Below are 25306 nucleotides of genomic sequence, written 5' to 3'. Positions count from 1 at the left end.
CGGGTGGTGCCGGTCACGCCTAGTCGATCAAGGCGTTGAGCAGGGACTCCTGGAGATAGCCGAGGTAGGCGTAGACCGACAGTTGGAACACCCGGCTGGAACCCGGGTCCTCGGCGACGGCGTCGTCGAGCTCCTCGCCGAGATCGGTGCCGTCCTTGATCTCCAGCCGGACGCCCATCGCCAGCCGGGCGTCGTTGAGCGCCCGCAACCACGCCTCGGCCGCCTCCGCGTCGAGCCGCACCTCGCCGCCGGAGGAGTCGGGCAGCGCGGCGAGGATCGCGCCCGCCTGATCGATCTTGGCGGTCTTGAGGTCGCCCTCGGTGTAGCGGCGGAACTCGGCGGTGCCCGACGGGTCCTCCGGATAGACCTCGGGGAAGAGCCGGCCCACCACCGGGTCGGTGTGGTCGAAGCCGTCGGTGAGCAACCCGACCACCTCGGAGGCCACCTTGCGCAGCACCCGCACCTCGTCGACGGCGAAGGTGGCGACGTAACGGTCGCCCTGACGACGGAACATGCTCACGACCGGTCCACCGTCGCCCACAGCCCGTACGCGTGCAACTGCGACGCGTCGTGCTCCATCCGCTCCCGCGCGCCGATGGAGACCACGGCGCGGCCCTTGTGGTGCACGTCCAGCATGAGCTGTTCCGCCTTCTCGCGGCTGTAGCCGAAGAGCTTCTGAAAGACCCAGGTCACGTACGTCATGAGGTTGACGGGGTCGTCCCACACGATCGTCACCCACGGTCGGTCGGACGCCGGCACCTCGTCGGTGTCCGGCGTCTCGACAGGTGCAACCTGCGGAGCGGCCATGCCCCCCATCGTGCCACCGGAGTCGGCGAACCGAGGAACCGGAACGCCGGCCTGGCGCGGATCGCCGCGTCCGCCCTGGTCAGGAGCGTCGGCGACGCCGAGCGGCGACCTCGGCGAGTGGTCGACGCCACGAACCGGCGAAGCGCCGTCAGGCGAGCAGCATGCCGTGGTCCACGGCATCGGAAAGCACCCCGTCCAGAGAGAGGCGGACCATCTCGAAGCGCCGGGAGACCTCCCGGGAGACCTCCAGCTCGACCTCGCGCAGCGCGCGCTGGGCCCAGATCCGGGCGGCGTTGACGTCGTGGTTGCCGGGGCTGCGCCAGTGCTGCCAACAGCCGCCCGACAGGGCCACGGCCACCGGCGGGAGCACCTCGGCGCGCGCCGGGGCCGGGTAGCTGGTCAGGGCGTCGGTCGCACCGGCCCCGGTCAGCCACGCCACGCCCCCGGTGCTGGTGACCAGCATGACCCGGTCCGGCTCGTGCTCGCCGTGGCGGGCCGCCGTCATGGCCCAGTGCAGCGGGGTGCGCAGGCGGCCGTGGACGCCCGCGGGCAGCGGCGTGCCGAAGACCCGACCGGCGCCCTCCTCGACCAGCTCACGCACCCCCTCGTCGCACCGGGCGGTGGCCAGCAGCGACAGCGCCTCCATCTCGCGGTCGAGGAGCTGCGGCAGGCCGGCGCAGCCGACGCCGAGGACGATCTCCTGCACCACCCGGAGGTGGATGTTCGCCACTTCCAGGGCGAGGTCGTGACGCACGCGCCGGGAGCAGGACCGGGCCAGCCGGTCGAGCTGCTCCGACCAGTCGCCCGGCTCGGCCACCACCGACACCCGTCCCCGCGACCCGGGCGGCTCCGGTGGTGCGACACTCGCCCGCCGCAACCCCTCGTCGGCGGCCCAGCCGACCAGGGCCCGGCACAGGTCCGACCCGTCGTCGGCGGCGTCGAGCGGGAGCCAGGGGGCGTCCGCGAGCTCGGGGACGGCGGTGAGCAGCGCCGCCCGGTGCGCCTCGACGGCGACCTCGACCGGGTCCACCGGCACGGCGGACGAGCCGACGGAGGCCCCCGTGCCCTCCGTCGTCATCGCGCCGTTCGGCACGTGGTCCCAGCCGCCCGCGCCCGGGGTGACCGCGAAGAGGACCTTGACGCCGGTGCGGGCCAGCTCGGCGAGCAGGTCCAGCTCGACCGCGGTGAAGGCCTGGTCGGCGGCGATCACGAAGAGCGCCGCGCCGGCGCGGGCCGCCGCGTCGCGCAGCAGCCGGGCACCGGCCTCCCCGAGGACGCCGGTGTCCGGCGTGTCGACGAGGCTGAAACGCTTCAGCAGCGGCCTGGGCAGGCTCAGCTCGACCCGGCGCGGCGGGCGCGCGAGGGCAGGCCCGGCGGCGAGCCGGTCGGCGCCGTACGAGTGGGGCTGGCGGTAGCCGGGCACGTAGGCGGCCCGCGTGGGCACCGCGGCGTCGCGTACCACCAGCCAAGCGCCGGCCGGCACGGCGAGCATGGGGGGATCGAGGCGCAGCAGGCGGGCGAGCACCTCGGCGCGCCCCGCACCGGCCGGGCCGACGCCGATCACGGCCAGCGGCTCCTCCGGACCTGGCTCGGTCTCCCCCGCCTCGGCGGGCAGCCGGCCCTGGCTCGGTGGCTGCGCGTCTGCGGTCGCCCGGTCGGACGCCACGACGGCGGGGAGCGGACCGTACGTCATGTAGGGCGGCCTCCCCTGGCAGGCGGCCGGCGGTGGCCGGCGCATGGAATCGTCCGGGTAGCGCCCCGGATGCCGGAAGAGTACGGGCGGCCGGGGCCCTCTTGTAACATTTCAAATACTCAGGGGTAATGACGAGACTACTCAACTTCGTTGCGTGACCGAACGCGCGCGGAGGGCTCCCGATCGATATGCTGCCCCGATGAGTCGGTGGAGCTTCGTCGGCCGGACGGATGAGCTCAACCGTCTACTGTCGGCCGTGACCGGCATGGCGGGGCGGGGCGTCTTCTTCAGCGGCACCGCGGGCATCGGCAAGAGCCGGCTGCTGCGGGAGGGGGTGGCGGCCCTTCCCCGCGACAAGTACGCCGTCTGGTCGATCGCGGCCAGCGCCACCACCGCCGCGCTGCCCTTCGGCGGGCTGATCCAGGTGCTGCCGACCGAGCAACCCCAGGGCCTCTCCCCCGCCGGGATCCTGCGCTGGGCGGTGCAGGTGCTGCAACAGCAGGCGGCCGGCCGTCAGATCGTGCTCGCCGTCGACGACGCGCACCTGCTCGACCCGCCGTCGGCGGCACTGGTGCACATGGTCGCCCGGGACGACAACGCCACGGTCATCGGCACGTTGTGCGACGGCGAGCAGCTTCCGCTGCCGATCCGGGCCCTGTGGACCGACGGCCTGGTCGAGCACGTCGAGCTCAGGCCACTGGCCACGGCCGCCACCACCCGACTGCTCCAGGAGATCGTGCAGGGGCCGGTCGAGCCCTCCTCCGCCGAACGCCTCGGCCGGCTCTCCGCGGGCAATCCGCTGCTGCTGCGCGAGTTGGTGCTCGCGGTGGACCGTGGCGAGTCGAACCGCCCGTACGGGCTCTGGCAGTGGAGCGGCCAGTTGGAGCTGGCGCCCAACCTGACCGAACTGATCGACGTCCGGATCGGGCGGCTCACCCGGGGCGTACGCCTGGTGGTGGAGCTGGTGGCGTTCGGCGAGCCGCTCGGTCTGCACGTGCTCAACCGCGCCGCCGACCAGCCCGACGTCGAGATCGCCGAGGAGCGCGGGCTGATCGTCGTGGAACGCGACGACCGCCGGGCCAACGTCCGGCTGGCCCACCCGCTCTACGGCGAGGTGCTGCGCCGCCGTTGCCCGGTCAGCCGGACGCGCCGGTTGCAGGCCCGCCTCGCCGAGGTGCTGGAGCAGGTCGGCACCCGGCGACGCGACGACCTGCTCCGGGTCTCCGTCTGGCGCCTCGACTCGGGCACCGCGCAGGACCCGGCGCTGCTGCTCGGCGCGGCCCGGCAGGCATTCGCCCGGTACGACGTGCCGCTGGCGACCCGGCTGGCCCGCGCGGCGCTCGACGCGGGCGGGGGCTTCGACGCGGCGGAGCTGCTGGCCACCATCCTGATGTTCGCCGACCGCCCCGAGGAGGCCATCACGGTGCTCGACGCGTTCGGCGCCGACGTCGAGGGCGACCGGCGGCTGAGCCGCTGGTTGACGGTGCGGGGCATGGTCAGTTACTGGGGCCTGAGCCAGGAGTCCACGGTGGAGGAGATCGCGGACCGCAGGTCGGCCCTGACGGACTCCAGCGACCTGGCCAGGGTGCTGGCCTTCGAGGCCATCATGCGGCTGCACCGACTGGACACCGACATCGCGCTGCGGCTCGGGCAGCAGGTGCTGGACCGGCCGGCCGCGAACGTCGCCGCCCGGGAGCTGGCCCGCAGCACGATCGCCCACCTGCAGGCGGCCCAGGGGCAGTTGCACCGCAGCGCCACCGCGATCGACCAGGTGCAGGCCGAGGTGGGTCGGTGGCGGGCGGACATGCCATACCTCCAACTGGCCCTGGAACTGGCCCGGGGCACCCGGCTGGCGCTCGCCGGCGACCTGCCCGGCATCGACGCGATCGTTGCCGACGAGTTCGCCGACCTGGCCGTGGCCGGGGACTTCCGGCTCGGCACCGGATACCTGAGCATCCTCCGGGCGTACGCGGCCCGGCTGCGCGGCCAGAGTCACACCGCGATGCAGACCAGCCTCACCGCCTGCGCGGTGCTCGCCACGAGCCGGGCCTACGGAGGGCTGGCCCAGGCCGAGCGCGCCCAGGCGGCGGCCCTGCGCGGCGACGCCGGGCAGGCGGTGGAGGCGATGGCGGAGGCCGACCGCCGCCACACACCGGGCATGGCGGTGCTGTATCCGTGGCTGGAACAGGCGCGGGGCGCGGTGCTCGCCGCCAGTGGCGACGTCCCCGGCGCCGTCAAGCACCTGGGCGCGCTGGCCGACCGGCTGCGCGCCGATGGCCTCGCCGGTCACGAGGTGCACGTGTTGCACGACCTGGTCCGGCTGGGTCGGGCCACCGCGTCGGTCGGGCCGACCTGCTCCGACGGCGGCCGGCGGACCGTCGCGCAGCGGCTCACCGAGCTCTCCGAACGGGTCGACGGGGTGCTGGCGCCGCTACTCGCCCGGTACGCCCGGGCCGCTGCGGGCGGGCGCGCCGACGGGTTGCTGGCGGTCGCCGACGGCTTCGCCGCACTGGACCTGGTCGTCTACGCGGCCGAGGCGACAGCCACCGCCCGGGAACTCCTGCACCGGGAGCGCTCCCCGGCGGCAGCCACCGCCTGTGAACGCCTCGCCGCCCTGCTGGGCCGCTGCGACCTGGTCCACACCCCGGCGTTGCGGGCCGTGACGCCGACGTTGACCGAACGCGAGTGGCAGGTGGCCCGGCTCGCTGCCGACGGGGTGGCCAGCCGGGTCATCGCCGAGCGGCTCTATCTCTCCGTCCGCACCGTGGAGAACCATCTGCAACGGATCTACGGCAAGCTCGGGGTCGCCGGCCGCGCCGAACTGAAGACCGCCCTGCCGGCGATCCCGGGCCACAACGGCGACGGGACCGGGTGAACTCTAGGCTGGGGTGGTGAGCACCCTTCGCCCCGCGCTGCTGACCGACCACTACGAGCTGACCATGGTCAGTGCCGCCCTGCGCGACGGCACCGCCGACCGCCCCTGCGTCTTCGAGGTGTTCAGCCGCCGACTGCCCACCGGTCGCCGCTACGGCGTGGTCGCCGGCACCGGCCGCCTGATCGAGCTGATCCGCGACTTCCGCTTCGACGCAGACGAGGTCGACTTCCTGCGGCGTACCGGGGTGGTCGACGAGCCGGCCGCCGCGTGGCTGCGCGACTACCGCTTCACGGGCGACATCGAGGGCTACGCGGAGGGCGAGCTCTTCTTCCCCAACTCACCGGTCCTGACCGTCTCCGGTGGTTTCGCCGAGTGTGTGGTGCTGGAGACGCTGGTGCTGTCGGTACTCAACCACGACAGCGCCGTCGCGGCCGCCGCCGCGCGCATGGTGACCGCGGCACGGGGCCGGGCCCTGATCGAGATGGGCTCCCGGCGCGCGCACGAGGAGGCGGCGGTGGCCGCGGCGCGGGCCGCGTACCTGGCCGGGTTCCGGTTCACCTCCAACCTCGCCGCGGGGCTGCGCTACGGCATCCCGACCGCCGGCACGGCCGCGCACGCGTTCACCCTGCTGCACACCGACGAGCGGGCCGCGTTCGCCTCGCAGGTCGCCACGCTGGGCAAGGACACCACGCTGCTGGTCGACACGTACGACATCAGCCAGGGCATCCGCAACGCGATCGCGGTGGCCGGCCCCGACCTGCGGGCGGTGCGCATCGACTCGGGCGACCTGGCGGTGATCGCCCAGCAGTCCCGCGAGCTGCTCGACTCGCTGGGCGCCACCGAAACCAAGATCATCGTGTCGGGCGACCTCGACGAGTACGCCATCGCCTCGCTCGCCGCCGAACCGGTCGACATGTACGGCGCGGGCACCGCCGTGGTCACCGGCTCCGGCGCCCCCACCGCGGGGCTGGTCTACAAGCTCGTCGAGGTCGAGGGCCGCCCGGTGGTCAAGCGTTCCGAGCACAAGGCCACCATCGGTGGCCGCAAGGTGGCCGTACGCCGGCACAAGCCGACCGGCACCGCCACCGAGGAGATCGTCGTACCGCAGGGCGTGCCCGACCCGCGACCCCACGACCGGCTGCTGCAGCACTCGTTCGTGGCCGGCGGCGAACCGGTGGACCGGCCCACGCTGGACGAGTCGCGGGAGCACCTGCGACAGTGCCTGATCTCCATCCCCTGGGAGGGTCTGAAGCTCTCCGCCGGCGACCCGGCCGTCCCGGTCACGGTCGTCCCGGCCGACTGAGAAGGAGCACCTGGTGAGCAACGCGCTGATCGTCGTGGACGTGCAGAACGACTTCTGTGAGGGCGGCTCGCTGGCCGTCGGCGGTGGGGCCGGCGTGGCGGCCGGCATCACCCGCCTGCTGGCCGCCGAACCCGACCGCTGGGGCCACGTGGTCGCCACGAAGGACTACCACGTCGACCCGGGCGCCCACTTCGGCGACCCGCCGGACTTCGTGGACTCCTGGCCGCGGCACTGCGTGGTCGGCACCGCGGGCTCGGAGTTCCACCCCGACCTCGCCACCGACCGGATCGAGGCGATCTTCCACAAGGGCGAGCACGCGGCCGCGTACTCCGGCTTCGAGGGGCACGCCGAGGACGGCGAGGGCCTCGCCGACTGGCTGCGCCGGCACGGCGTGGACCGGGTCGACGTGGTCGGCATCGCCACCGACCACTGTGTGCGGGCGACCGCCCTGGACGCCGCCCGGGAGGGCTTCGCCACCACCGTCCTGCTGGACCTGACCGCCGGGGTCGCCCCCGACACCACCGACGTGGCGCTGCGCGCCTTCGAGGGCGCCGGCGTCACCATGCGGGGAAAGCCGGTACTCGCCACCCCCTGAGCCGCCACCCCCTCCGCCGAACGCCCCGCGCCCAGCCGTGCCGCGCCCAGCGCCCAGCCGTGCCGCGCCCAGCCGCCCAGCGCCCAGCCGTGCCGCGCCCCGCGCCCCGCGGTGCCGCGCCCAGCCGTGCCGCGCCCCGCGCCCCGCGGTGCCGCGCCCAGCCGTGCCGCGCCCCGCGCCCCGCGGTGCCGCGCCCAGCCGTGCCGCGCCCCGCGCCCCGCGGTGCCGCGCCCAGCCGTGCCGCGCCCCGCGCCCCGCGGTGCCGCGTCCAGCCGTGCCGCGTCCAGCCGTGCGGCGCGCCGCGCGCCGGTCAGATCTTGGAACGGAACGGCCCCTCCAGGGGCACGTTGCTACCAAGATCGCGGAACACGTCCACCTGTCGAGACCGACGGGCGCTGGCTGGGCCAGTCGCCGGGGCGCCAGCGTGGGACACACGATCGGGTGATGCTCAGCCGGTGTCCATGCACGAGGTGGTCCGGTTTTCCGTCAACCGATCGTCGGTCCCACCCCGAGGCCGTGTGCTACGCCAGCAGAGGCGGCGCGACGCCCACGCGGGAAACGGCGGCAGCGAGCCGCCTTGCAACGCGGAGACACCGAACACCGGCGCGGAGGCAGCACAACACCGGCGCGGAGGCAGCACAACACTGACGCGAAGGCAGCACAACACTGACGCGAAGGCAGCACAACCCCTCACGCGAAGGCGGCACAACCCCCAGGCAGGGTCAGTACGACGGCGACGGGCGCCACCCCAGGTGGGGTGGCGCCCGTCGTTGCGTGTGCGACGCGTCAGCGCCGGTCGGCGTCGCTGGCGACGTCCTCCTGGTAGCTGGCACCGCCGTCGGACTCGCTGGTCAGCGGCTTGGCGCCACCCTCCGGCGGGCCGGCCAGGCTCTGGCCACCGGCCGCCAGTTCCGGGAACTTGAGGTCGAACGCCGGCCGCTCGGAGCGGATCCGCGGCATCCGGTCGAAGTTCCGCAGCGGGGGCGGGGAGCTGGTCGCCCACTCCAGCGAGTTGCCGTGGCCCCACGGGTCGTCGACCTCGACGACGGGGCCGGACTTGTACGACTTCCAGCAGTTCCAGATGAACGGCAGGGTCGAGATGCCGGTGATGAACGCGCCGATCGTGGAGATCATGTTGAGCGTGGTGAAGCCGTCGAGCGGCTGGTAGTCGGCGTACCGGCGCGGCATGCCCTCGTTGCCCAGCCAGTGCTGCACCAGGAACGTGGTGTGGAAACCGATCATGGTCAGCCAGAAGTGCACCTTGCCGAGGCGCTCGTCGAGCATCCGGCCGAACATCTTCGGGAACCAGAAGTAGATGCCGGCGAAGACCGCGAACACGATGGTGCCGAAGAGCACGTAGTGGAAGTGGGCCACCACGAAGTACGAGTCGTGCAGGTGGAAGTCGAGCGGCGGGCTGGCCAGCAGCACGCCGGTCAGGCCACCGAAGAGGAAGGTGACCAGGAAGCCGAGCGCGAAGAGCATCGGCGTCTCGAAGCTGACCTGGCCGCGCCACATGGTGCCGATCCAGTTGAAGAACTTCATCCCGGTCGGTACGGCGATCAGGTAGCTCAGGAAGCTGAAGAACGGCAGCAGCACCTGGCCGGTCGCGAACATGTGGTGCGCCCAGACGCTCATCGACAGGCCGGCGATGGCGATGGTCGCGGCGACCAGCCCCTTGTAGCCGAAGATCGGCTTGCGGGAGAAGACCGGGATGACCTCGGAGATGATGCCGAAGAACGGCAGCGCGATGATGTAGACCTCGGGGTGACCGAAGAACCAGAAGAGGTGCTGGTAGAGCATCGGCCCGCCGGTCGCCGGGTCGTAGACGTGGGCGCCGAGGATGCGGTCCGCGGCCAGCGCCAGCAGCGCGGCGGCCAGCAGCGGGAAGACCAGGATCACCAGGAGGCTGGTGACCAGCATGTTCCAGGTGAAGATCGGCATCCGGAACATCGTCATGCCCGGCGCGCGCAGGGTCAGGATCGTGGTGATCAGGTTGACCGCGCCCAGGATCGAGCCCAGGCCGGAGATGACCAGGCCGATCACCCAGAGGTTGGCGCCGATGCCCGGGGAGTGCTCGACGCTGCTGAGCGGCGCGTAGGCGGTCCAGCCGAAGTCGGCGGCGCCACCCGGGGTGAGGAAGCCGACCATCGTCATCGTGCCGCCGAGCAGGAACAGCCAATAGGCGAAGCTGTTCAGCCGGGGGAAGGACACGTCGGGCGCGCCGATCTGCAGCGGCACGATGTAGTTCGCGAAGGCGAACACGACCGGCGTCGCGAAGAACAGCAGCATGATCGTGCCGTGCATGGTGAAGAGCTGGTTGTACTGCTCGGGCGACAGGAACTGCAGCCCGGGCCGGGCCAACTCGGCCCGCATGATCAGGGCCATCAGGCCACCGATCATGAAGAACACGAACGCGGTGACCATGTACATGATCCCGATTTGCTTCGCGTCCGTGGTTCGCAGCAGCCGCGCGATGGCCGACCCCTTGACCGGCTCTCGGACCGGCCAGGGCCGGGTCACGACCGGCTTGGGTGCGACGGTGGTCACGAGTGGCCTCCGGTTCTGGGTTGTCCCGCTCGGCACACGCTGGTTATCGGCGGGCCGTCATCCTGAAGGAGGATAGTCCCCGCGAGGTGGCCTTGCTGCGTGGGGTGGTCGGGTAGCCTGCCCCGCCCCGCCCCGCCGCGCGGGATGCTCGGGGGCCGGCGTCACAGCGGGCCGAGCAGCAGCCGGTAGTGCTCGCCGAAGATCCGGCCGCCGCGCCCGCGCAGCAACGGGTCGCGCAGCGCCGGCGACACGTCCCGGGTCCGGTTGCGGTCGCGGGTCCGGTCCCGCACCCATCGGGTACGCGGGCGACGGCGACTCTCGTACGCCGCGAGTGCCGCCTCGACGTCGCCGCCGCCGGCCTGGAGTGACTCGGCGAGGACGACGGCGTCCTCCAGCGCCATCGCCGCGCCCTGGGAGAGCGTCGGCGCGGTGGCGTGCGCCGCGTCCCCGACGAGCAGCACCCGCCCCCGGGACCAGCCGCCCAGTTCCACCTCCTCGGTGATGCCGACGTGCACCTCGTCGAGCGCCTCCAGCACGGCGGGCACGGGTCCGCCGTAGTCGCCGAAGAGTTCACGCAGTCGGGCCACCGGGTCGGCCGGCGCGACGGTGCCGGCCTCGTCGGCGTAGCAGTACAGCCGCCCGGCGCCGATCGGCACGACCAGGAAGCCGGCGCGCTGGCCGAGCAGGGCGGTCCAGTCGTCGACGCGGGGGCCGTCACGCACCACGGCGCGGTAGACGACCTGGCCGGCGGGACGGGCCGGGCCGCCGAGCGCGGCGAGGGCGCGGATCGAGGAGCGTGGCCCGTCGGCGCCGACCACCAGGTCGTACTCGGTGGTGGTGCCGTCGGTGAAGGTGACCCCGACGGCGCCCGGCAGCAGTTCGACGGTGCGTACCTCGGCGCAGTGCCGGACGGCGCCACCCGCGCCGGTGAGCAGGACCCGGTGCAGTTCGGCGCGGGGCAGGGCGCGGCACTCGCCGACGCCGGCCCAGAGCGCGTCGAGGTCCACCTCGCACAGTGGCGCCCCGGCGGCGTCGAGGAACCGCTGCCGGTGGATGACGTGCCCGAGCGGGCGTACGGGATCGTGCAGGTCGAGGCGGCACAGCGCCCGGGCCGCGTTGCCGGGCAGGTAGAGGCCGGTCTCGGCGGTCCCGCCCGGGGGCAGCCTCTCGGTGACGTCGGGCCGGAAGCCCGCGATCCGCAGCGCCCGGGCCACGGCCAGGCCGGCGATGCCCGCGCCGACGACGAGGATGCGCAGGGGAGAGCCACCCATGGTGGTGTACGCCTCCGGGAGGGGTTCGGCACGCGTTGGAGGCAAGACACTACTCGGCGCAATCAGCGCACACCAGGGCCAGGGGCCTCGGACGAAACAATCCCGGCGGGGCGCGTCGGCGACCGGGCGGGCCGCCTGCTCGTCGTGCAGCGCGCGTGACAAACCTCACTTAGTTCGCCATTACCCCAGGCCCGTTGCGCCGTGGTTTCAAAGGTGTGAATGTGTCAACGGGCATGGGAGCGCTCCCGCGCCCGTCCGGCCGACTCCGTCCGGCGTCCCCGCCGAACCAGAGGAGCAACATGAAACGTCCACTCCGGGCCCTGGCGGCAGCCGCGCTGCTCGCCACCGGCTCGATCGTCGCCGTCGCCCTCGGCGGCACGGCCAGCGCCGACACCCAGATCTGCGAGCAGTACGGCTCCACCACCATCCAGGGCCGCTACGTGGTGCAGAACAACCGCTGGGGCACCACCGCCCAGCAGTGCATCAACGTCACCGACAGCGGCTTCGAGATCACCACCCAGAACGGCAGCAACCCCACCAACGGCGCGCCCACGGCGTACCCGTCGGTCTTCCTCGGCTGCCACTACACCAACTGCTCCCCCGGCACCAACCTGCCGATCCAGGTCAGCCAGATCAGCAGCGCCACCAGCAACATCGCCTACCGCTACGTCAGCAACGCGATCTACAACGCCTCGTACGACATCTGGCTCGACCCGTCGCCCAAGCGCGACGGGGTCAACCAGATGGAGATCATGATCTGGCTCAACCGGCAGGGCCCGATCCAGCCCATCGGCTCACCCGTCGGCACCGCCACCATCGACGGGCGGAGCTGGGAGGTCTGGCGGGGCAACAACGGCGGCAACAACGTCATCTCGTACCTGGCCCCGTCGGCGATCAGCAGCGTGAATCTCAACCTGAAGGCGTTCATCGACGACACCCGCAACCGGGGCGCGATCACCAACTCCTGGTATCTGACCAGCATCCAGGCCGGCTTCGAGCCGTGGCAGGGCGGCGCCGGGCTCGCGGTGACGTCGTTCTCCGCCGCGGTCAACGGCGGCGGCAACCCGACCACTCCCCCGCCGACCACTCCCCCGCCGACCACGCCGCCGCCGGGCGGCTCGGGGTGCGCCGTGAAGTACACGCCGAACTCCTGGAACAACGGGTTCACCGCCGACGTGCAGGTCACCAACACCGGGACGAGCACGGTCAACGGCTGGACGCTCGCCTACAACCTGCCGGCCGGGCAGCAGGTGACCAGCGCGTGGAACGCCACGGTGAACCAGAGCGGCACGGCGGTGACCGCCCGGAACATCGCCTGGAACGGCTCGCTCGCCCCGGGCGGCACCGCCAGCTTCGGCTACCAGGGCACGCTGAGCGGGGCGTACGCGTCCCCGACCAGCTTCACCCTCAACGGGGTCACCTGCTCGCGGGGCTGACCCGCGCAGCATCAGTCAGAAAGGCCGGCGGACACCCCGGATGACCCGCCGGGCAGCCAGCTCACCAGGATGGCGGCGATGGTCGTGCTTGCGCCGGACGGCGGGAACACGACCATCGCCCGCCCCGTCCCGTACCGGTCGGGCGAGCCGCCCACGCCCGGCTGCCCGAAGCCGCCAACGCCCGCCCGGCGCCGCCGGCGGCAGGAGCCGGGCGCCCGGTCAACGTCCTGCCTGCCGGTCGAGGATCCCCTCGACGAACGTCATCACGCGCTCTCCCACCTGGCCGATGCTGCCGTTCTGCTGGCTGACCTGCGCCCCTTCGAGGATGAACGTGATCTCGGCGGTGCTCTGCTCGGGGTCGGGCAGCCCGACCTCGGTGCACATGCCGAGAAGCCGGCGGGCCTGGAGGGCCTTGTGCTGCTCGATCACCTGGCGGGCGGGATGGTCGCGATCCGGCAGCTCGGCGAGCGAGTTGACGAACGGGCAGCCCCGGTACGAGATCCCCGGCAGCCCCTCGACGATGAAGCGGGCCAGGGCCAGGATCTGCTCCCGGGGTTGGCCGGGATGGTCGGACACGGCGCGGTCGAAGGCCGCCTGGTAGTCGGCCGCCAGAATGCGCAGCCACTCGGCGACCAGCTCGTCCTTGGTGGCGAAGTGCCGGTAGATCGCCATCTTGGTGGTCTCGGCCCTCTCGGCGATGGCCTGGACGCCCACGCGCTGGATGCCCTCGCTCTGGAAGAGCGCCTCGGCCGCGTCGAGGATGCGCTCACGGGGTGGCAGCTTGGCCACCCTGCTCGGCCTTCTGGTGATCGCCGTCATGACCACTCCCGCAGTTCCGGTCCGTTGCGCGCATGCCGCAGCACGGGTACGGTACCAAGCCGTACCGCTTGATACCGACCGGTATCTCACGACACTGGTCGGTATCAGGCACGTTCGGTGGGGAGTGATCGTGGAACTGAGTGAGTACGTGCGCCTCGACGCCGTGGCACTGGCGGGACTCGTGGCCGGCGGCGAACTGCTGCCGGCGGAGCTGGAAACGGCCGCCCGGGACGCTGTCCGGGCGGTGAATCCACGGATCAACGCAGTCGTGGAGACCTGGCCGGACGACGACGCCTCCGCTTCCGGCGGCGCACTGGCCGGCGTCCCGTTCCTGATCAAGGACATCGGCGTCACCATGGCCGGCAAGCGGATGGAGGCGGGCAGTCGGCTGGCGGCCGGGCTGGTCCCCGACGCCGACTCCTTCCTGATGGCGCGGCTACGTCGCGCCGGCCTGGTCACCTTCGGGCGCACCGCCACACCCGAGCTGGCCTACAGCATCACGACCGAACCGCTGCTGTACGGACCGACTCGCAACCCGTGGCACGTCGGGCACAGCGCGGGTGGGTCCAGTGGCGGCTCGGGCGCAGCCGTGGCGGCCGGAGTGGTCCCGATCGCCCACGCCACGGACGCCGCCGGGTCGCTGCGCATCCCCGCCTCGTGCAACGGGCTCTTCGGCCTGAAGACGACCCGCGGACGGGTCTCCATGGGCCCCGGCTCCGACGAACAGTTCAGCGGCCTCGCCGTCCAGGGCTGCCTCAGCCGCACGGTGCGGGACAGCGCGGCCCTACTGGACCAGATCCGCGGCCCCGAACCGGGCGACCCCTACTTCGCCCCGCAACCGTCGCGCGCCTACGCCGAAGAGGTCACCCGCGAGCCCGGGCCGTTGCGCATCGGCGTGCTCGCCCATGCCTGGGGCGGACGCCGCACCACCGCGCCCGTGCTCGACGCGCTGGCCACCACCGTACGGCTGCTCGAATCCCTCGGCCACCGGGTGGACGACGCGGAGCCCGACCTCGGGCTCGACTGGGCGGAGTTCGTCCGCGCCAACGCCCAGGTGTGGTCGGCGAACCTGGCCGCCACCGTCCACGACATCGCCGGCTTCAGCGGCCGGCCCGTCGATGCCACCACCCTCGAACCGGTGACCCTCGCCGGCTACCACTACGGCCAGCAGGTCAGCTCGGCCCAGTTCGTCACCGCCCTGGCGATGCGCAACCGCGTCTCGCGCAGCCTGGCGGCGTTCTTCGACTCTCACGACGTGCTGCTCACCCCGACCCTGCCGGAGCTTCCGCTGCCTCTCGGCACCTTCGCCGACGGCGCCGACGCGCTCGACGGCCTCGGCTGGATCGAGCGCGTCCTCGACCGCTCCCCCTTCACGGTGCCGTTCAACGTGGCCGGCACGCCGGCCATGTCCGTGCCGGCCGGCGCCGACCCCGGGACCGGCCTGCCGGTCGGCATGCAGTTCGCCGCCGGATACGGACGCGAAGACCTCCTCTTCCGCCTCGCCGGTCAACTCGAACAGGCGGCACCGTGGTCGGACCGGACCCCCGAGGTCTGGGCGGGCGACGCCGGGTGACCGCCCGTGCCGGCCGCCTGTCGCCGCATCGACATCCGACGAAGGCCCGACGCACCGCCGGAATGGAACTCGTCACCCCGGTCATCCGCCCGGTCGAACATGCCGGGACAGAGCGTGCGTCGGCGGGAATGAACAGGTGGCCGTGAAGGGGCGACGGCCCGGCGGAGCCCCCGCGACACGCGGGGGCTCCGCCGGATGTCAGATCCGCGCCGCGCCGGTCAGACCCGGGTGAGCCGGACGGCGTCGGCGACGACCAGACCGGCGGCGGAACTCCACCGGCTGACCGCGACCCGGTTGGCGTCCCCGGCCGGCAGGGTGAAGGTGCCGAGGCTGCGCCACTGCCCGCCGGTCGCCCGCTGGTCGACGATGACCGTGCGGTTTCCGGTCGTGGTGGAGACGATGTACGGCGTGGCGGAGTTGTAGCCGCTGACGGCCGGCCACCAGGCGTCGACCCGGTAGTTGGCCGTCGCCGGGACGTTGAACTTGTACCAGGCGGCGTCGCTGGCGGCGGTGGGCTCGGCGAAGCGGTAGTCGGCTCCGTAGCGCTGTGCCGAGTACGTCGAGGTGCCCCAGTTGGTGCTGGCGGTGAACCGGCCGGCGGTGGAGTTGTCCACGATCGAACTCCAGGTCGGCGTGCCACCGCCCATCTTCGCGGCGACGTCCGCGCGCATCGTGTTCAGGTCGATGAAGGACGGGTCGATCTTGCCGCTGGTGCTGGTCTCGCGGTGCCCCCGGGCATAGCTGGAGTCCCGGCCGAGGCGCTTGAGCACGGCGGCGGTGGCGGCGATCGACGCGTTGTACTGCGCCGCCGTCATCTCCTGGTTGACCCCGTTGTAGTCGATCTCCCAACCGATCATCAGGGTGTTGCCGTCGCCGGCGGGGATCGGCCCGCTGCCCCGGCTGACGCCCGCGTGGTTGCAGCGCCCGGCGGAGATGACGTGGAAGACGCCGTGGTAGTCGACGAGCGCCTGGCAGAGCGGGCCGGGCAGGTCGGAGCGGCCGTTGATGCAGATGTTCAGCGCCGGGTGGGGGTTGCTGGCGCTGGAGGTGGCGGCGGTGTGGTGCCACAGCACGCCGATCGGGTCGAACGAGCCGGCACGCATCCGGTTGAGCCAGTCGCCCTCCACGACGACCTGCACGCCCGCGCCCCGCAACACGTCCACCAGCCAGGGAATGGTGGCCATCAGGACTCCCCGAGCAGGTCGGCGAGGCACTCGGCCTTCGGCTCGGCGACCGGCGCGGCGGCGGCCGCGCCGGGCTTGGCGGCGACGGCCACCGCGGTGGCCACCAGGGCCGACATGCCCAGCACCCCGCGTCGGGGCAGGCGGGCGGGTCGTGACGCGTTCATGGCGCTCCTTCAGACAAGGGCGGAGGGGTTCCGACTCATCGACGAACTGTGACGCGCACCGTATATCGTCACGAGCGTCTATGTCGATACCCTTCATGCCCCCTGTTCGGGCTGAAGGAATTTGGCAACGGCGGCCGTCCCGGATGCGCGGGACGGCCGCCGGCCGGTGGTCCGGAGGGGTCGGTCAGGGGCTGCCGAGGGCGTCGATGTCGCGCAGTTCCTCGGCGGTGAGCGAGAAGCCGAAGATGTCGGCGTTGGCGCGGATGCGCTCCGGGGTCACCGACTTCGGGATGACCACGATCCCGTGGTCGACGTGCCAGCGCAGCACCACCTGGGCCGGGGAGACGTCGTGCGCGGCGGCGATGCGGGCCAGCACCGGATCGGCGAGGTCGGTGCTCTTGAACGGGCTGTAGCCCTCCAGCACCACGCCCCGGTCCCGGTGCTCCTCGTGCGAGCGCCGGTCGTACAGGGAGGGGCTCCACCGGATCTGGTTGACCGCCGGGCGCTCCCCGGTCGCCTGGATCAGCTCGTCGATCTGCGCGGTGGCGTAGTTGCTCACCCCCACCGCGCGGGCCAGCCCCGCGTCCCGGGCGGCGAGCATCTCGCGCCAGACCGGAACGCTCTGCGCCGGGTCCGCCGGCGGCCAGTGCACCAGCCACAGATCGACCCGGTCGACGCCGAGCGCGGCCAGGCTCTCCTCGATGGTCGCCCGTTCCCGCCCGACCCGCTCGGGTGGGAGCTTGGTGGTCACGAAGACGTCCTCGCGGCGCAGCCCGCTGTCCCGCAGCGCCCGACCGCACTCCTCCTCGTTGCCGTACATGGTGGCGGTGTCGACGTGCCGGTAGCCGGCGTCGAGCGCGGTGAGCACGGCGTCGTACCCGGCCCGGCCCGTGGCCTGCCAGGTGCCGAAGCCGAGCAGCGGCATCCGGTCCCCGCCGGGGAGTACGACTGTGGGCTGTTCGTGGTCCATGCCACCGATCTACCCACACCGGGCTGCGACATGCGCCGGGCCGGACCAGCCGGCGTCCGGCGGGCCGGCGCGGTTTGCCGGACAATGCGGGGGTGGCTGATCCGCTGGAGGAGTACCGGCGCAAACGCGACGCCGCGCGCACCCCGGAGCCCGTGCCGAAGCGGCCATCCGGGCGGCGCCGGCCCACCGACGGCACGGCCCGGTTCGTCATCCAGCAGCACCACGCCCGCAGCCTGCACTGGGACCTGCGGCTGGAGCACGAGGGCGTGCTGGCCTCCTGGGCGGTGCCGCGCGGGCTGCCCCGCGACACCGGCCACAACCACCTCGCCGTGCACACCGAGGACCACCCGATGGAATACCTCGACTTCCACGGCGAGATCCCGGCCGGCGAGTACGGCGGCGGGCGGATGACGGTCCACGACCGGGGCACCTACCGCTGCGAGAAGTGGCGCGACGACGAGGTGGTCGTGGTGCTCGACGGCGCACGCACCTCGGGGCGGTACGTCCTCTTCGCCACCGGCGGCAGGGGCGGGCGGGACTGGATGGTCCGCCGCACCGATCCGCCGCCCGAGGGCTGGACGGGCATGCCGGAGCTGGTCCGCCCCATGCACCCCACCCCGGCCGCGAAGCTGCCGCGCGACGAGGCCCAGTGGGGCTACGAGCTGCGCTGGGACGGGGTGCGCGCGGTCGCGTACGTCTCCGGTGGGCGGCTGCGGCTGCTCGCCGAGGACGACGAGGACATCTCCGGGGCGTACCCCCGGCTGCGGGAGATGGCCGAGGAGCTGGCACCCACGGAGGCGGTGCTGGACGGCGTCCTGGTCCGCATCGACGGCGCCGGCCGGGTGCGGCCGGCGCGCGGCGGGCGACGCAGCCCCGACGTCCAGTACCTGATCTTCGACCTGCTCTGGATGGAGGGCGTGACCAGCACGGACCTGCCCTACGCGCAGCGCCGGGAACTACTCGACGGCCTGGCGCTCGCCGGCGGGCACTGGCAGACTCCGCCCTGGTTCCCGGGCGCCGGCCGGGAGGCGCTGCGCACCGGGCGGGAGCAGGGGCTGCCCGGGGTGGTGGCCAAGCGGCTGGACTCGGTCTACGAGCCGGGCCGCAGCAGCCGCCGCTGGCTGAGCATCGACGCGGGCCGAGACCCGAGCTGAGACGGCGAGGAGCAACGTGTACCTGACTCACCTTGAGTGCCCGCGCTGCGGGCGGGAGCACGACGCCGCCCGACTGGCCAACCTCTGCGACTGCGGCTCCCCACTGCTGGCCCGCTACGACCTGGCGGCGGTGGCGAAGGTGCTCACCCCGGAACGGTTCCCGCTGCGCCCCGCCGACCTGTGGCGCTACCGCGAGTTGCTGCCGGTGGCCGACCCCCGGCACGAGACCACGCTGGGCGAGGGCTGGACGCCGCTGCTGCGCGCCCCGACCTACGGCGCGCAGATCGGCATCGCGGACCTGATGGTCAAGGACGAGGGGCTGACCCCGACCGGCTCGTTCAAGGCCCGCGGCGCGGCGGTGGGCGTCAGCCGGGCCCGCGAGCTGGGCGTGCAGCGCATCGCCATGCCCACCAACGGCAACGCGGGCGCGGCCTGGGCCACCTACGCGGCGCGGGCCGGGCTCGGCGCGACAATCGTCATGCCGCTGGACGCCCCGGCCATCTGCCGGCGGGAGTGCGTGGCCGCCGGGGCCGACCTGCGCCTGGTCGACGGCCTGATCAGCGACGCCGGCCGGCACGTCACGGAGCTGGTCGCCGGCTCCGGCGGCGCGATCTTCGACGCCGGCACGCTGCGCGAGCCGTACCGGCTCGAGGGCAAGAAGACGATGGGGTACGAGATCGTCGAGCAGCTCGGCTGGCAGGCGCCCGACGTGATCGTCTATCCCACCGGCGGCGGCGTCGGCCTGATCGGCATCCAGAAGGCGCTGCACGAGCTGCGCGAGCTGGGCTGGATCGGGGACAAGCTGCCGCGCCTGGTCGCGGTGCAGTCGACGGGCTGCGCGCCGATCGTCCGCGCCTTCGCCGCCGGTGAGCCGCGGGCGCTGCCCTGGGTCGGCGCGCACACCGTGGCGTACGGCATCACGGTGCCGGCCCCGCTCGGCGACGAGCTGATCCTCGACGCGCTGCGCGCCAGCGCCGGCACCGCCGTCGCCGTCGAGGACGCGGAGATCCTGGCCGACCTGCGCGACTTCGCCGCCCGCGAGGGGCTGCTGCTCTGCCCGGAGGGGGCCGCCTGCCTGACCGCCGCCCGGCACCTGCGCGCCGGCGGCTGGATCCGCGCCGGCGAACGCGTGGTGGTGCTCAACACCGGGGCCGGGCTGAAGTACCCGGAGACTGTCGACGTCGCCGACGTGCCGGTCCTCGCCCCGTTGCCGGGCTAGGGGAAGCCGCCGCTCAGTCGGTGGTGGGGTCGGTCAGCCGCCAGGCGGCGCTGACCAGGCCGATGTGCGACAACGCCTGCGGGGTGTTGCCGAGCTGGGCGCCCGTGCGCGGGTCGATCTGCTCGCTGAACAGGCCGACGTCGTTGGCGTGCCCGAGCAGCCGCGCGAAGAGCGTCTCGGCCCGGTCCCGCTCCCCGGCCATCGCCAGGCACTCCACCAGCCAGAACGAGCAGGGCAGGAAGCCCGCCGGGTCGGTGCCCCAGCGGCGGACGAGGCCGTCCCCGGCCCCCAGCTCGCGTTCGACCGCCTCGATGGTGGCGCGCATCCGCGGATCGGTCGCCGGCAGGAAACCCACAAGCGGCAGCAGCAGCACGGAGGCGTCCAGGTCCGGCGAGCCGAACGCCCCGGCGTACGCGCCCGTGCGCTCGTTCCAGCCCTCGCGCAGCACGGCGGCCCGGATCTCGTCGCGGATCGCCGCCCAGCGCCGGGGGTCGGCCCGGTCGCCGAGCCGGGGCGCGAGCGACACCGCCCGGTCCAGCGCGACCCAGCAGAGCACCTTCGACGTGAGGTAGTGCCGGTCGGCGTCCCGGGTCTCCCAGATCCCCCGGTCGGGCAGGTGCCAGGTGACGGCCACCTGCTCGGCCAGGCCGAGCACCATCTCGCGCAGTTCGGTGTCGAACGCGTCCCCCAGGTACTCGCGGAGCTGCCAGACCGCCGAGATCACCTCGCCCGGCACGTCGAGCTGGCGCTGCCGCCAGGCGTCGTTGCCGACCCGCACGGGGCGGCTGCCGGCATAGCCGCTGAGGTGGCGGCACTCGTACTCGGAGACGTCGCGCTCACCCTGGAGGCCGAAGAGCACCGGCACGGGCTCGGGGCCGATCCGGCCGATCGAGCGGGCCGCCCAGGCGAAGAGGCGGGACGCCTCGGACGGGCAGGCCGCCACCCAGAGGGCGCGCAGGGTCATCGCGAAGTCGCGCAGCCACGCGTAGCGGTAGTCGTAGTTGCGGTCGCCACCGATGCGTTCCGGCAGCGACGTGGTCAGGGCCGCGGCGACCGCGCCGCTGCGGGCGTACGTGAGACCGGTCAGCACGGTCGCGCTGTGCCGCACCTGCTCCGGGTGGCGGCCGTCGTAGTGGTGCGACTCCCGGTACGCCTGCCAGGCCCGCACCGTGTCGGCGAGCGCGGCCACCGGGTCCAGCCGCACCGGTCCCGCCGCGTACGCCTGCCCGTACGCCAGGTCGAAGCCGAGCACCTGCCCGGCGGTGACCTCGAAGTCCTGCCGGACCCGGTCCGAGTCGACGTGCGCCCCGATCCCGCCGGTACGCAGCACCAGCACCACCGGGCCGGCGGCGGCCAGCACCCCACCGTCGGGCTGTTCGTGCAGGTACGGGCTGAGCAGGCCGTACTCCGGGCGGGGGCGGAAGTCGTACGACATCCGCACCCGCCCGGTCAGTCCCTCGACGACCCGCAGCAGCACCGCCGGGGAGTTCATCCCCAGCTGGTGCCCGCGGGCGCCGATCTCGGCGGCGAGCGCGTCGGTGACCGCGACGCTCCCCTGCGGCGTGTGGTGCACGGTGCGCAGCACCAGCGTGTCGGCCACGTACGCCCGCTGCACCCGGTGCCCGGGGCGGCCGGCGGCGACGGGCGCCAGCCGCCAGTGGCCGGCCTCCGGATCGAGGAGGCGGCCGAAGACCGACGGGGAGTCGAACCGGTCCGGGCACCACCAGTCGACGGAGCCGTCCCGGCCGACCAGGGCGCCCGATCGGCAGTCGGAGAGGAACCCGTAGTCGGAGATCGCCGGCTGGTCCACCCGCTGCGGGTACCCCGTTGCGGCCGGGTCAGGCGGCGCCGTCACCGCGGCGCGGTCAGGAGGTGGGCGGCTCGTCGTCGCCGGCGGCCTCCGCGGCGTCGGCCTCCTCCTTGGTGCGGTGCACCGCCTGGTCGGCGTGCTCCGGCGGGCCGTAGACGGTGTAGAGCACCAGCGGGTTGGGGCCGGTGTTGACGAAGTTGTGCTTCGTGCCGGAGGGCACCACCACCAGGTCGCCCTGCGCCACCTCGCGCTTCTCCCCCGCCACCCGCGCCTCGCCGGTGCCGCTGACGAAGGTCAGGATCTGGTCGATGCCCTCGTGGACCTCCTCCCCGATCTCACCACCCGGCGGAATCGTCATGATCACCAGCTGGGTGTGCTCGCCCGTCCACAGCACCCGCCGGAAGTCCGGGCTCTTCTCGGCAACGGTCGCGATAGTGAAATGCTCCATGCCGACGGTCATACCCGCTGTGGACCCACACCACGCAGGGACTCGCAGATGGTGGAATTCGCCACGTGTCGAGGGTTTGGGCCCGCGCCGAACGGGGATCGAGTGGGCAGCCGGCGCACGGTGGTCGGTCGAGCCAGGTCCCCGCTGACGTACGGCCGTACGGCTGCGGCGGTGGGAGACGGCCAGAGCGCGGCGACGTTCCGATCCACCGGATCCGGACGGCGCCGCGCGCTCGTGCCCGCGTCCCGACCGCTCAGTCGTCGTCGGCCGTCACCGGCTCCGAGCCCACGCAGCGAAGCTTCAGCTCGAACTCCCCGGCCGGCCCGGCGAAGGCGACCTCGACGTCGTCGTCCGGCCCCCGCTCCACGTCCGACACCCGGTAGCCCGGGGCCGGCGTCCAGGAGACCAGCCGCACCCCGCCGGGTTCGCACTCGGCCACCGCGCTGCCCCCCGTCGTGGCGAAGGCCCGACGCACGCCCGTCGGGACCGGGCCGGTGGCCCCCGGCAAGGGCGGCCCCCCGGTCCCCGGGGCGGCCGGCGCGGGCGAGGCGAGGGCGCGCTCGACCTCTTCCCGGGTGAGCACCCCGCCCGGCGTGCCGGCGATGCTCTCCCCCACCCACTGGATCGCGGCCACGCCGATCAGGGTGGCGACGGTGGCGGTCGCCAGCCAACCGGCGACGGCGAGGAACGAACGGTGGCGCATTCCCCGAGTGTCCCCGATCGAAGGTTGGGCCGAGCCCGCCACGGGGCTAAGGGAGGGTTAAGGCCCGGGTGGGCCGGTCCCGGGCCGGCTAGCCTGCCACCTGTGGCCCGCCTGCTGCTCATCGAGGACGACCTGACGATCCGTACGCCGCTGCTGCGGGCGCTGCGCGACCGGGGGCACGCCGTCGGTGCCGCCTCGACGGCCATGACCGGCCTGCGCGACGCGCTCGACGACCGGCCCGACCTGGTGGTGCTGGACCTGGGGCTGCCCGACCTGGACGGTCGGGAGCTGCTGCGGATGCTCCGGGCGGTCAGCGCCGTGCCGGTCATCGTCGCCACCGCCCGCGACGACGAGACCGAGATCGTCCGGGCGCTCGACGCCGGGGCCGACGACTATGTGGTGAAGCCGTTCACGGCCGCGCAGCTCGACGCGCGGATCCGGGCGGTGCTCCGGCGCGGAACGGGTGGCACCCCGGACGACCCGGCACTCGTGGTGGCCGGTCTGCGGGTCGACCCCCGCTCCCGGCAGGTCACCCTGGACGGCGAGCCCGTCGAGCTGACCCCGCGCGAGTTCGACCTGCTGCACCACCTCGCGGCCCGCCCCGGTCAGGTCGTCACCAAGCGGGAGCTGCTCGCCGAGGTGTGGCGGGTCCCGTACGGCGGCGCCGACAAGACCGTCGACGTGCACCTGTCCTGGCTGCGGCGCAAGCTCGGCGAGAGCGCCCAGGCGCCCCGCTACCTGCACACGGTGCGGGGCGTCGGGGTCCGGCTCGAGGCGCCCGGGAGCGTCGGGTGAGGGCGCGGCTGGCGCTGCTGGTCGCCGCGGTCAGCGTGCTCACCCTGGTCGCCTTCCTGGTCCCGCTGGCGCTGCTCGTGCGTACCGTCGCGGCGGACCGGGCCACCGTGCGCGCCACGGCCGACGCGCAGAGCCTCGTCACCGTCGTCGGCACCGCCGACCCCGCGACGATCCGGCTGACCGTCGAGCAGCTGGCCGCGGAGTCCCAGCGGCCGGTCTCGGTGTTCCTGCCCGACGGCACGGTGCTCGGCGCCCCGGCCCCGCGTACGGCCGCGGTGGCGCTGGCCGCGCGGGGGCAGAGCCTCACCGCCGAGTCCGGGCGAGGCCGGGAGGTGGTGATCGCGGTGCAGGGCCGGCCGGACGGCACCGGCGTGATCCGCACGGTGGTCCCGCCCGCCGAGCTGACCGCCGGGGTGACCCGGTCCTGGCTGGTCCTGGCCCTGCTGGGCGTGTTGCTGGTGCTGATCGGGCTGGCCGTCGCCGACCGGTTGGCCCGCACCCTGGTCCGGCCGATCGGTGAACTCTCCGCGGTGTCGCACCGGTTGGCGAAGGCGGAACTGGACGCGCGGGTCACCCCCGCCGGGCCGGCGGAGCTGCGTGAGGTGGCGGGCGCCCTCAACCATCTGGCCGGGCGCATCCAGGTGCTGCTGGTGCAGGAACGGGAGGAGGTCGCCGACCTGTCGCACCGTCTGCGCACCCCGCTGACCGCGCTGCGGTTGGAGGCCGAGTCGCTGCGGGACCCGCACGACGCGGCGCGGGTGGGCACGGCCGTGGACGGGCTGGAGCGGGCGGTGACCGGCCTGATCCGACAGGCCCGCTGGCGGGTGCCGACGGCCGGCACGGCCAGCGCCGACGCGGCGGCGGTGGTGGCCGAGCGGGTGGCGTTCTGGTCGGTGCTGGCCGAGGACACCGGTCGGGCCGTGACGCTCGACCTGGCGGCGGGGCCGCTGCCGGTGGGTGTGCCCGCCGACGAGTTGGCGGCGGCGGTGGACGCCCTGCTCGGCAACGTCTTCGCGCACACCCCGGACGGCACGGCGTTCGCCGTCCGGCTGGCGGCGCAGGCGGGCGGGGCGGCGCTGACCGTGGCGGACGAGGGGCCGGGGCTGCCGCCGGGCACGATCGACCGCGGCACCAGCACCGCCGGCTCGACCGGCCTGGGCCTGGACATCGCCCGCCGCGCCGTCCATGCCTCGGGCGGCCGGCTCGAACTGCGTACCGCCCCGTCCGGCGGCGCCGAGGTGCGCCTCGAACTCGCCCCACCAGCTCCCTGACCGGCAGCGGGCGGGCCGGCGGCTGTGCCGGCCGGGACGTCTACAGCGTGACGCTCTCGCCGGGGCGCAGCCGCCGGATGTCGGCGCCCGCCCGCGTGGCCTCCATGGCCAGGACATCGTCCAGCACCTTCAGGCCCCACTCGTTGAGCAACCCGTCGTGGATGGCGTACGCACGGCGTGGTGCCATCCGGCGCAGGTAGCCGATCATGTCGGGCACCGTCAGCCACGGCGCCTGGCCGGGTAGCAGCAGCGTCGGCGCGTCGACCACGGTCAACGCGTCGCCCGGGTGGAGGACCTCCGCGTCGATCAGGAACCCGACGTTGTCGACGGGCGGCACATCCGGGTGGCTGAGGTGGTGTTTCTCGCCGACCACCGTCACCTCGAAGCCCGCCGCGGAGAAGCTCTCGCCGTCGCGGACCACATGCACCCGCCCGCCGAAGTCGGCCAGGTGCCGGGCGACCCCGGCACAGGTGTGGACGACCGACTCGGCGCCACGCAGGCGCCCGGGATCGAAGTGGTCGAAGTGTTCGTGCGTGACGAGGATCGCCTCGGCCCCCGTCAGCACGTCCGGCTCGGGGGTCATGACGCCCGGGTCGATGACGATCGCCCGGCCGTCCTTCTCCAGCCGTACGCAGGCGTGACCGAACTTGGTGATCTTCATGGCCGCCA

Annotated in this window: 22 protein-coding genes; 9 read left to right on the top strand and 13 right to left on the bottom strand. The window is 73.6% G+C overall.

Annotated elements, in window-relative coordinates:
* Positions 1-19: 19 nt before the first annotated feature.
* The 3 genes from ACQ452_RS05670 to ACQ452_RS05660 form a co-directional block, all read right to left on the bottom strand.
* Positions 20-514, bottom strand: coding sequence for a DUF2017 domain-containing protein (locus ACQ452_RS05670; protein ID WP_433393997.1), 495 nt, complete (start codon positions 512-514; stop codon positions 20-22).
* Between the two features lie 2 nt (positions 515-516).
* A complete protein-coding gene (gene clpS, locus ACQ452_RS05665) occupies positions 517-807 on the bottom strand; it encodes an ATP-dependent Clp protease adapter ClpS (RefSeq protein ID WP_433390559.1) in 291 nt (96 codons plus the stop codon).
* A 148-nt stretch (positions 808-955) separates the two neighbouring features.
* Positions 956-2500, bottom strand: a complete 1545-nt coding sequence (locus ACQ452_RS05660; RefSeq protein WP_433390556.1) for a hypothetical protein — start codon at positions 2498-2500, stop codon at positions 956-958.
* 199 nt (positions 2501-2699) lie between these two features.
* Between ACQ452_RS05660 and ACQ452_RS05655 the strand changes: the two genes are divergently transcribed.
* From ACQ452_RS05655 to ACQ452_RS05645, 3 genes are read left to right on the top strand one after another with little or no spacing between them, the layout of a single operon-like run.
* Complete coding sequence (locus ACQ452_RS05655; protein ID WP_433390554.1) at positions 2700-5375, top strand: LuxR C-terminal-related transcriptional regulator; 2676 nt, start codon at positions 2700-2702, stop codon at positions 5373-5375.
* Between the two features lie 16 nt (positions 5376-5391).
* Positions 5392-6678 (top strand): nicotinate phosphoribosyltransferase, encoded by a 1287-nt coding sequence (locus ACQ452_RS05650; RefSeq protein WP_433390551.1) that lies wholly within the window; start codon positions 5392-5394, stop codon positions 6676-6678.
* A 13-nt stretch (positions 6679-6691) separates the two neighbouring features.
* Positions 6692-7273, top strand: a complete 582-nt coding sequence (locus ACQ452_RS05645; protein ID WP_433390549.1) for an isochorismatase family protein — start codon at positions 6692-6694, stop codon at positions 7271-7273.
* 786 nt (positions 7274-8059) lie between these two features.
* Here the strand turns inward: ACQ452_RS05645 and ctaD are convergent.
* Both ctaD and ACQ452_RS05635 read right to left on the bottom strand, forming a co-directional pair.
* Positions 8060-9820: an aa3-type cytochrome oxidase subunit I gene (ctaD, locus tag ACQ452_RS05640; RefSeq protein ID WP_433390546.1), complete on the bottom strand. Its 1761-nt coding sequence runs from the start codon at positions 9818-9820 to the stop codon at positions 8060-8062.
* Between the two features lie 161 nt (positions 9821-9981).
* Entirely contained in the window at positions 9982-11091 is a 1110-nt protein-coding gene (locus tag ACQ452_RS05635) for an FAD-dependent monooxygenase (RefSeq protein ID WP_433390544.1), read from the bottom strand.
* Positions 11092-11390: 299 nt separating this feature from the next.
* Between ACQ452_RS05635 and ACQ452_RS05630 the strand changes: the two genes are divergently transcribed.
* Positions 11391-12527: a GH12 family glycosyl hydrolase domain-containing protein gene (locus ACQ452_RS05630; protein WP_433390542.1), complete on the top strand. Its 1137-nt coding sequence runs from the start codon at positions 11391-11393 to the stop codon at positions 12525-12527.
* A 219-nt stretch (positions 12528-12746) separates the two neighbouring features.
* Here ACQ452_RS05630 and ACQ452_RS05625 read toward each other — a convergent pair whose 3' ends face one another.
* On the bottom strand, positions 12747-13346 hold the full coding sequence (locus ACQ452_RS05625) for a TetR/AcrR family transcriptional regulator (RefSeq protein WP_433390540.1): 600 nt from the start codon (positions 13344-13346) through the stop codon (positions 12747-12749).
* A gap of 130 nt (positions 13347-13476) precedes the next feature.
* On the opposite strand from ACQ452_RS05625, the gene ACQ452_RS05620 reads away from it, so the two are divergent.
* The gene (locus ACQ452_RS05620; protein WP_433390538.1) at positions 13477-14919 is read left to right on the top strand and encodes an amidase; all 1443 of its coding nucleotides are present in this window, start codon (positions 13477-13479) and stop codon (positions 14917-14919) included.
* A gap of 218 nt (positions 14920-15137) precedes the next feature.
* Here the strand turns inward: ACQ452_RS05620 and ACQ452_RS05615 are convergent, their stop codons facing one another.
* The 3 genes from ACQ452_RS05615 to ACQ452_RS05605 form a co-directional block, all read right to left on the bottom strand.
* Entirely contained in the window at positions 15138-16103 is a 966-nt protein-coding gene (locus ACQ452_RS05615; RefSeq protein WP_433390535.1) for an N-acetylmuramoyl-L-alanine amidase, read from the bottom strand.
* Positions 16103-16267, bottom strand: coding sequence for a hypothetical protein (locus ACQ452_RS05610; protein WP_433390534.1), 165 nt, complete (start codon positions 16265-16267; stop codon positions 16103-16105). Before ACQ452_RS05610 ends, ACQ452_RS05615 begins: the two co-directional genes overlap by 1 nt.
* Positions 16268-16451: 184 nt before the next feature.
* Positions 16452-17237 carry an aldo/keto reductase gene (locus tag ACQ452_RS05605; RefSeq protein WP_433390531.1) on the bottom strand — a complete coding sequence of 262 codons (786 nt, stop codon included), beginning with the start codon at positions 17235-17237 and terminating at the stop codon, positions 16452-16454.
* 92 nt (positions 17238-17329) lie between these two features.
* Between ACQ452_RS05605 and ACQ452_RS05600 the strand changes: the two genes are divergently transcribed.
* Positions 17330-18391, top strand: coding sequence for a DNA polymerase ligase N-terminal domain-containing protein (locus ACQ452_RS05600; protein WP_433390529.1), 1062 nt, complete (start codon positions 17330-17332; stop codon positions 18389-18391).
* A gap of 16 nt (positions 18392-18407) precedes the next feature.
* The gene (locus ACQ452_RS05595) at positions 18408-19610 is read left to right on the top strand and encodes a threonine synthase (RefSeq protein WP_433390526.1); all 1203 of its coding nucleotides are present in this window, start codon (positions 18408-18410) and stop codon (positions 19608-19610) included.
* A 13-nt stretch (positions 19611-19623) separates the two neighbouring features.
* Here the strand turns inward: ACQ452_RS05595 and ACQ452_RS05590 are convergent, their stop codons facing one another.
* From ACQ452_RS05590 to ACQ452_RS05580, 3 genes are all read right to left on the bottom strand, one after another.
* Positions 19624-21420: a glycoside hydrolase family 15 protein gene (locus tag ACQ452_RS05590; protein WP_433390523.1), complete on the bottom strand. Its 1797-nt coding sequence runs from the start codon at positions 21418-21420 to the stop codon at positions 19624-19626.
* A gap of 55 nt (positions 21421-21475) precedes the next feature.
* A complete protein-coding gene (locus ACQ452_RS05585; RefSeq protein ID WP_433390521.1) occupies positions 21476-21868 on the bottom strand; it encodes a cupin domain-containing protein in 393 nt (130 codons plus the stop codon).
* A 253-nt stretch (positions 21869-22121) separates the two neighbouring features.
* Positions 22122-22571: a septum formation initiator gene (locus ACQ452_RS05580; protein WP_433390519.1), complete on the bottom strand. Its 450-nt coding sequence runs from the start codon at positions 22569-22571 to the stop codon at positions 22122-22124.
* Positions 22572-22673: 102 nt separating this feature from the next.
* On the opposite strand from ACQ452_RS05580, the gene ACQ452_RS05575 reads away from it, so the two are divergent.
* Positions 22674-23366, top strand: coding sequence for a response regulator transcription factor (locus ACQ452_RS05575; protein WP_433390516.1), 693 nt, complete (start codon positions 22674-22676; stop codon positions 23364-23366).
* The gene (locus ACQ452_RS05570; protein WP_433390514.1) at positions 23363-24637 is read left to right on the top strand and encodes an ATP-binding protein; all 1275 of its coding nucleotides are present in this window, start codon (positions 23363-23365) and stop codon (positions 24635-24637) included. Before ACQ452_RS05575 ends, ACQ452_RS05570 begins: the two co-directional genes overlap by 4 nt.
* Positions 24638-24677: 40 nt before the next feature.
* On the opposite strand, the gene ACQ452_RS05565 is transcribed toward ACQ452_RS05570, so the two are convergent.
* Entirely contained in the window at positions 24678-25298 is a 621-nt protein-coding gene (locus ACQ452_RS05565) for an MBL fold metallo-hydrolase (RefSeq protein WP_433390511.1), read from the bottom strand.
* Positions 25299-25306: the final 8 nt, after the last annotated feature.

The organism is Micromonospora sp. KLBMP9576, assembly GCF_050941805.1.
In the GTDB taxonomy this organism is placed as follows: domain Bacteria; phylum Actinomycetota; class Actinomycetes; order Mycobacteriales; family Micromonosporaceae; genus Micromonospora.
This window is presented reverse-complemented; position numbering and strand designations above follow the sequence as displayed.

Bases quoted from the DNA above. Each gene is read 5' to 3' on its own strand.
- ACQ452_RS05670 (WP_433393997.1), bottom strand. From the start codon at position 514: ATGTTCCGTCGTCAGGGCGACCGTTACGTCGCCACCTTCGCCGTCGAC.
- clpS (WP_433390559.1), bottom strand. From the start codon at position 807: ATGGCCGCTCCGCAGGTTGCACCTGTCGAGACGCCGGACACCGACGAG.
- ACQ452_RS05660 (WP_433390556.1), bottom strand. From the start codon at position 2,500: ATGACGTACGGTCCGCTCCCCGCCGTCGTGGCGTCCGACCGGGCGACC.
- ACQ452_RS05655 (WP_433390554.1), top strand. From the start codon at position 2,700: ATGAGTCGGTGGAGCTTCGTCGGCCGGACGGATGAGCTCAACCGTCTA.
- ACQ452_RS05635 (WP_433390544.1), bottom strand. From the start codon at position 11,091: ATGGGTGGCTCTCCCCTGCGCATCCTCGTCGTCGGCGCGGGCATCGCC.
- ACQ452_RS05630 (WP_433390542.1), top strand. From the start codon at position 11,391: ATGAAACGTCCACTCCGGGCCCTGGCGGCAGCCGCGCTGCTCGCCACC.
- ACQ452_RS05625 (WP_433390540.1), bottom strand. From the start codon at position 13,346: ATGACGGCGATCACCAGAAGGCCGAGCAGGGTGGCCAAGCTGCCACCC.
- ACQ452_RS05615 (WP_433390535.1), bottom strand. From the start codon at position 16,103: ATGGCCACCATTCCCTGGCTGGTGGACGTGTTGCGGGGCGCGGGCGTG.
- ACQ452_RS05610 (WP_433390534.1), bottom strand. From the start codon at position 16,267: ATGAACGCGTCACGACCCGCCCGCCTGCCCCGACGCGGGGTGCTGGGC.
- ACQ452_RS05605 (WP_433390531.1), bottom strand. From the start codon at position 17,237: ATGGACCACGAACAGCCCACAGTCGTACTCCCCGGCGGGGACCGGATG.
- ACQ452_RS05585 (WP_433390521.1), bottom strand. From the start codon at position 21,868: ATGGAGCATTTCACTATCGCGACCGTTGCCGAGAAGAGCCCGGACTTC.
- ACQ452_RS05580 (WP_433390519.1), bottom strand. From the start codon at position 22,571: ATGCGCCACCGTTCGTTCCTCGCCGTCGCCGGTTGGCTGGCGACCGCC.
- ACQ452_RS05565 (WP_433390511.1), bottom strand. From the start codon at position 25,298: ATGAAGATCACCAAGTTCGGTCACGCCTGCGTACGGCTGGAGAAGGAC.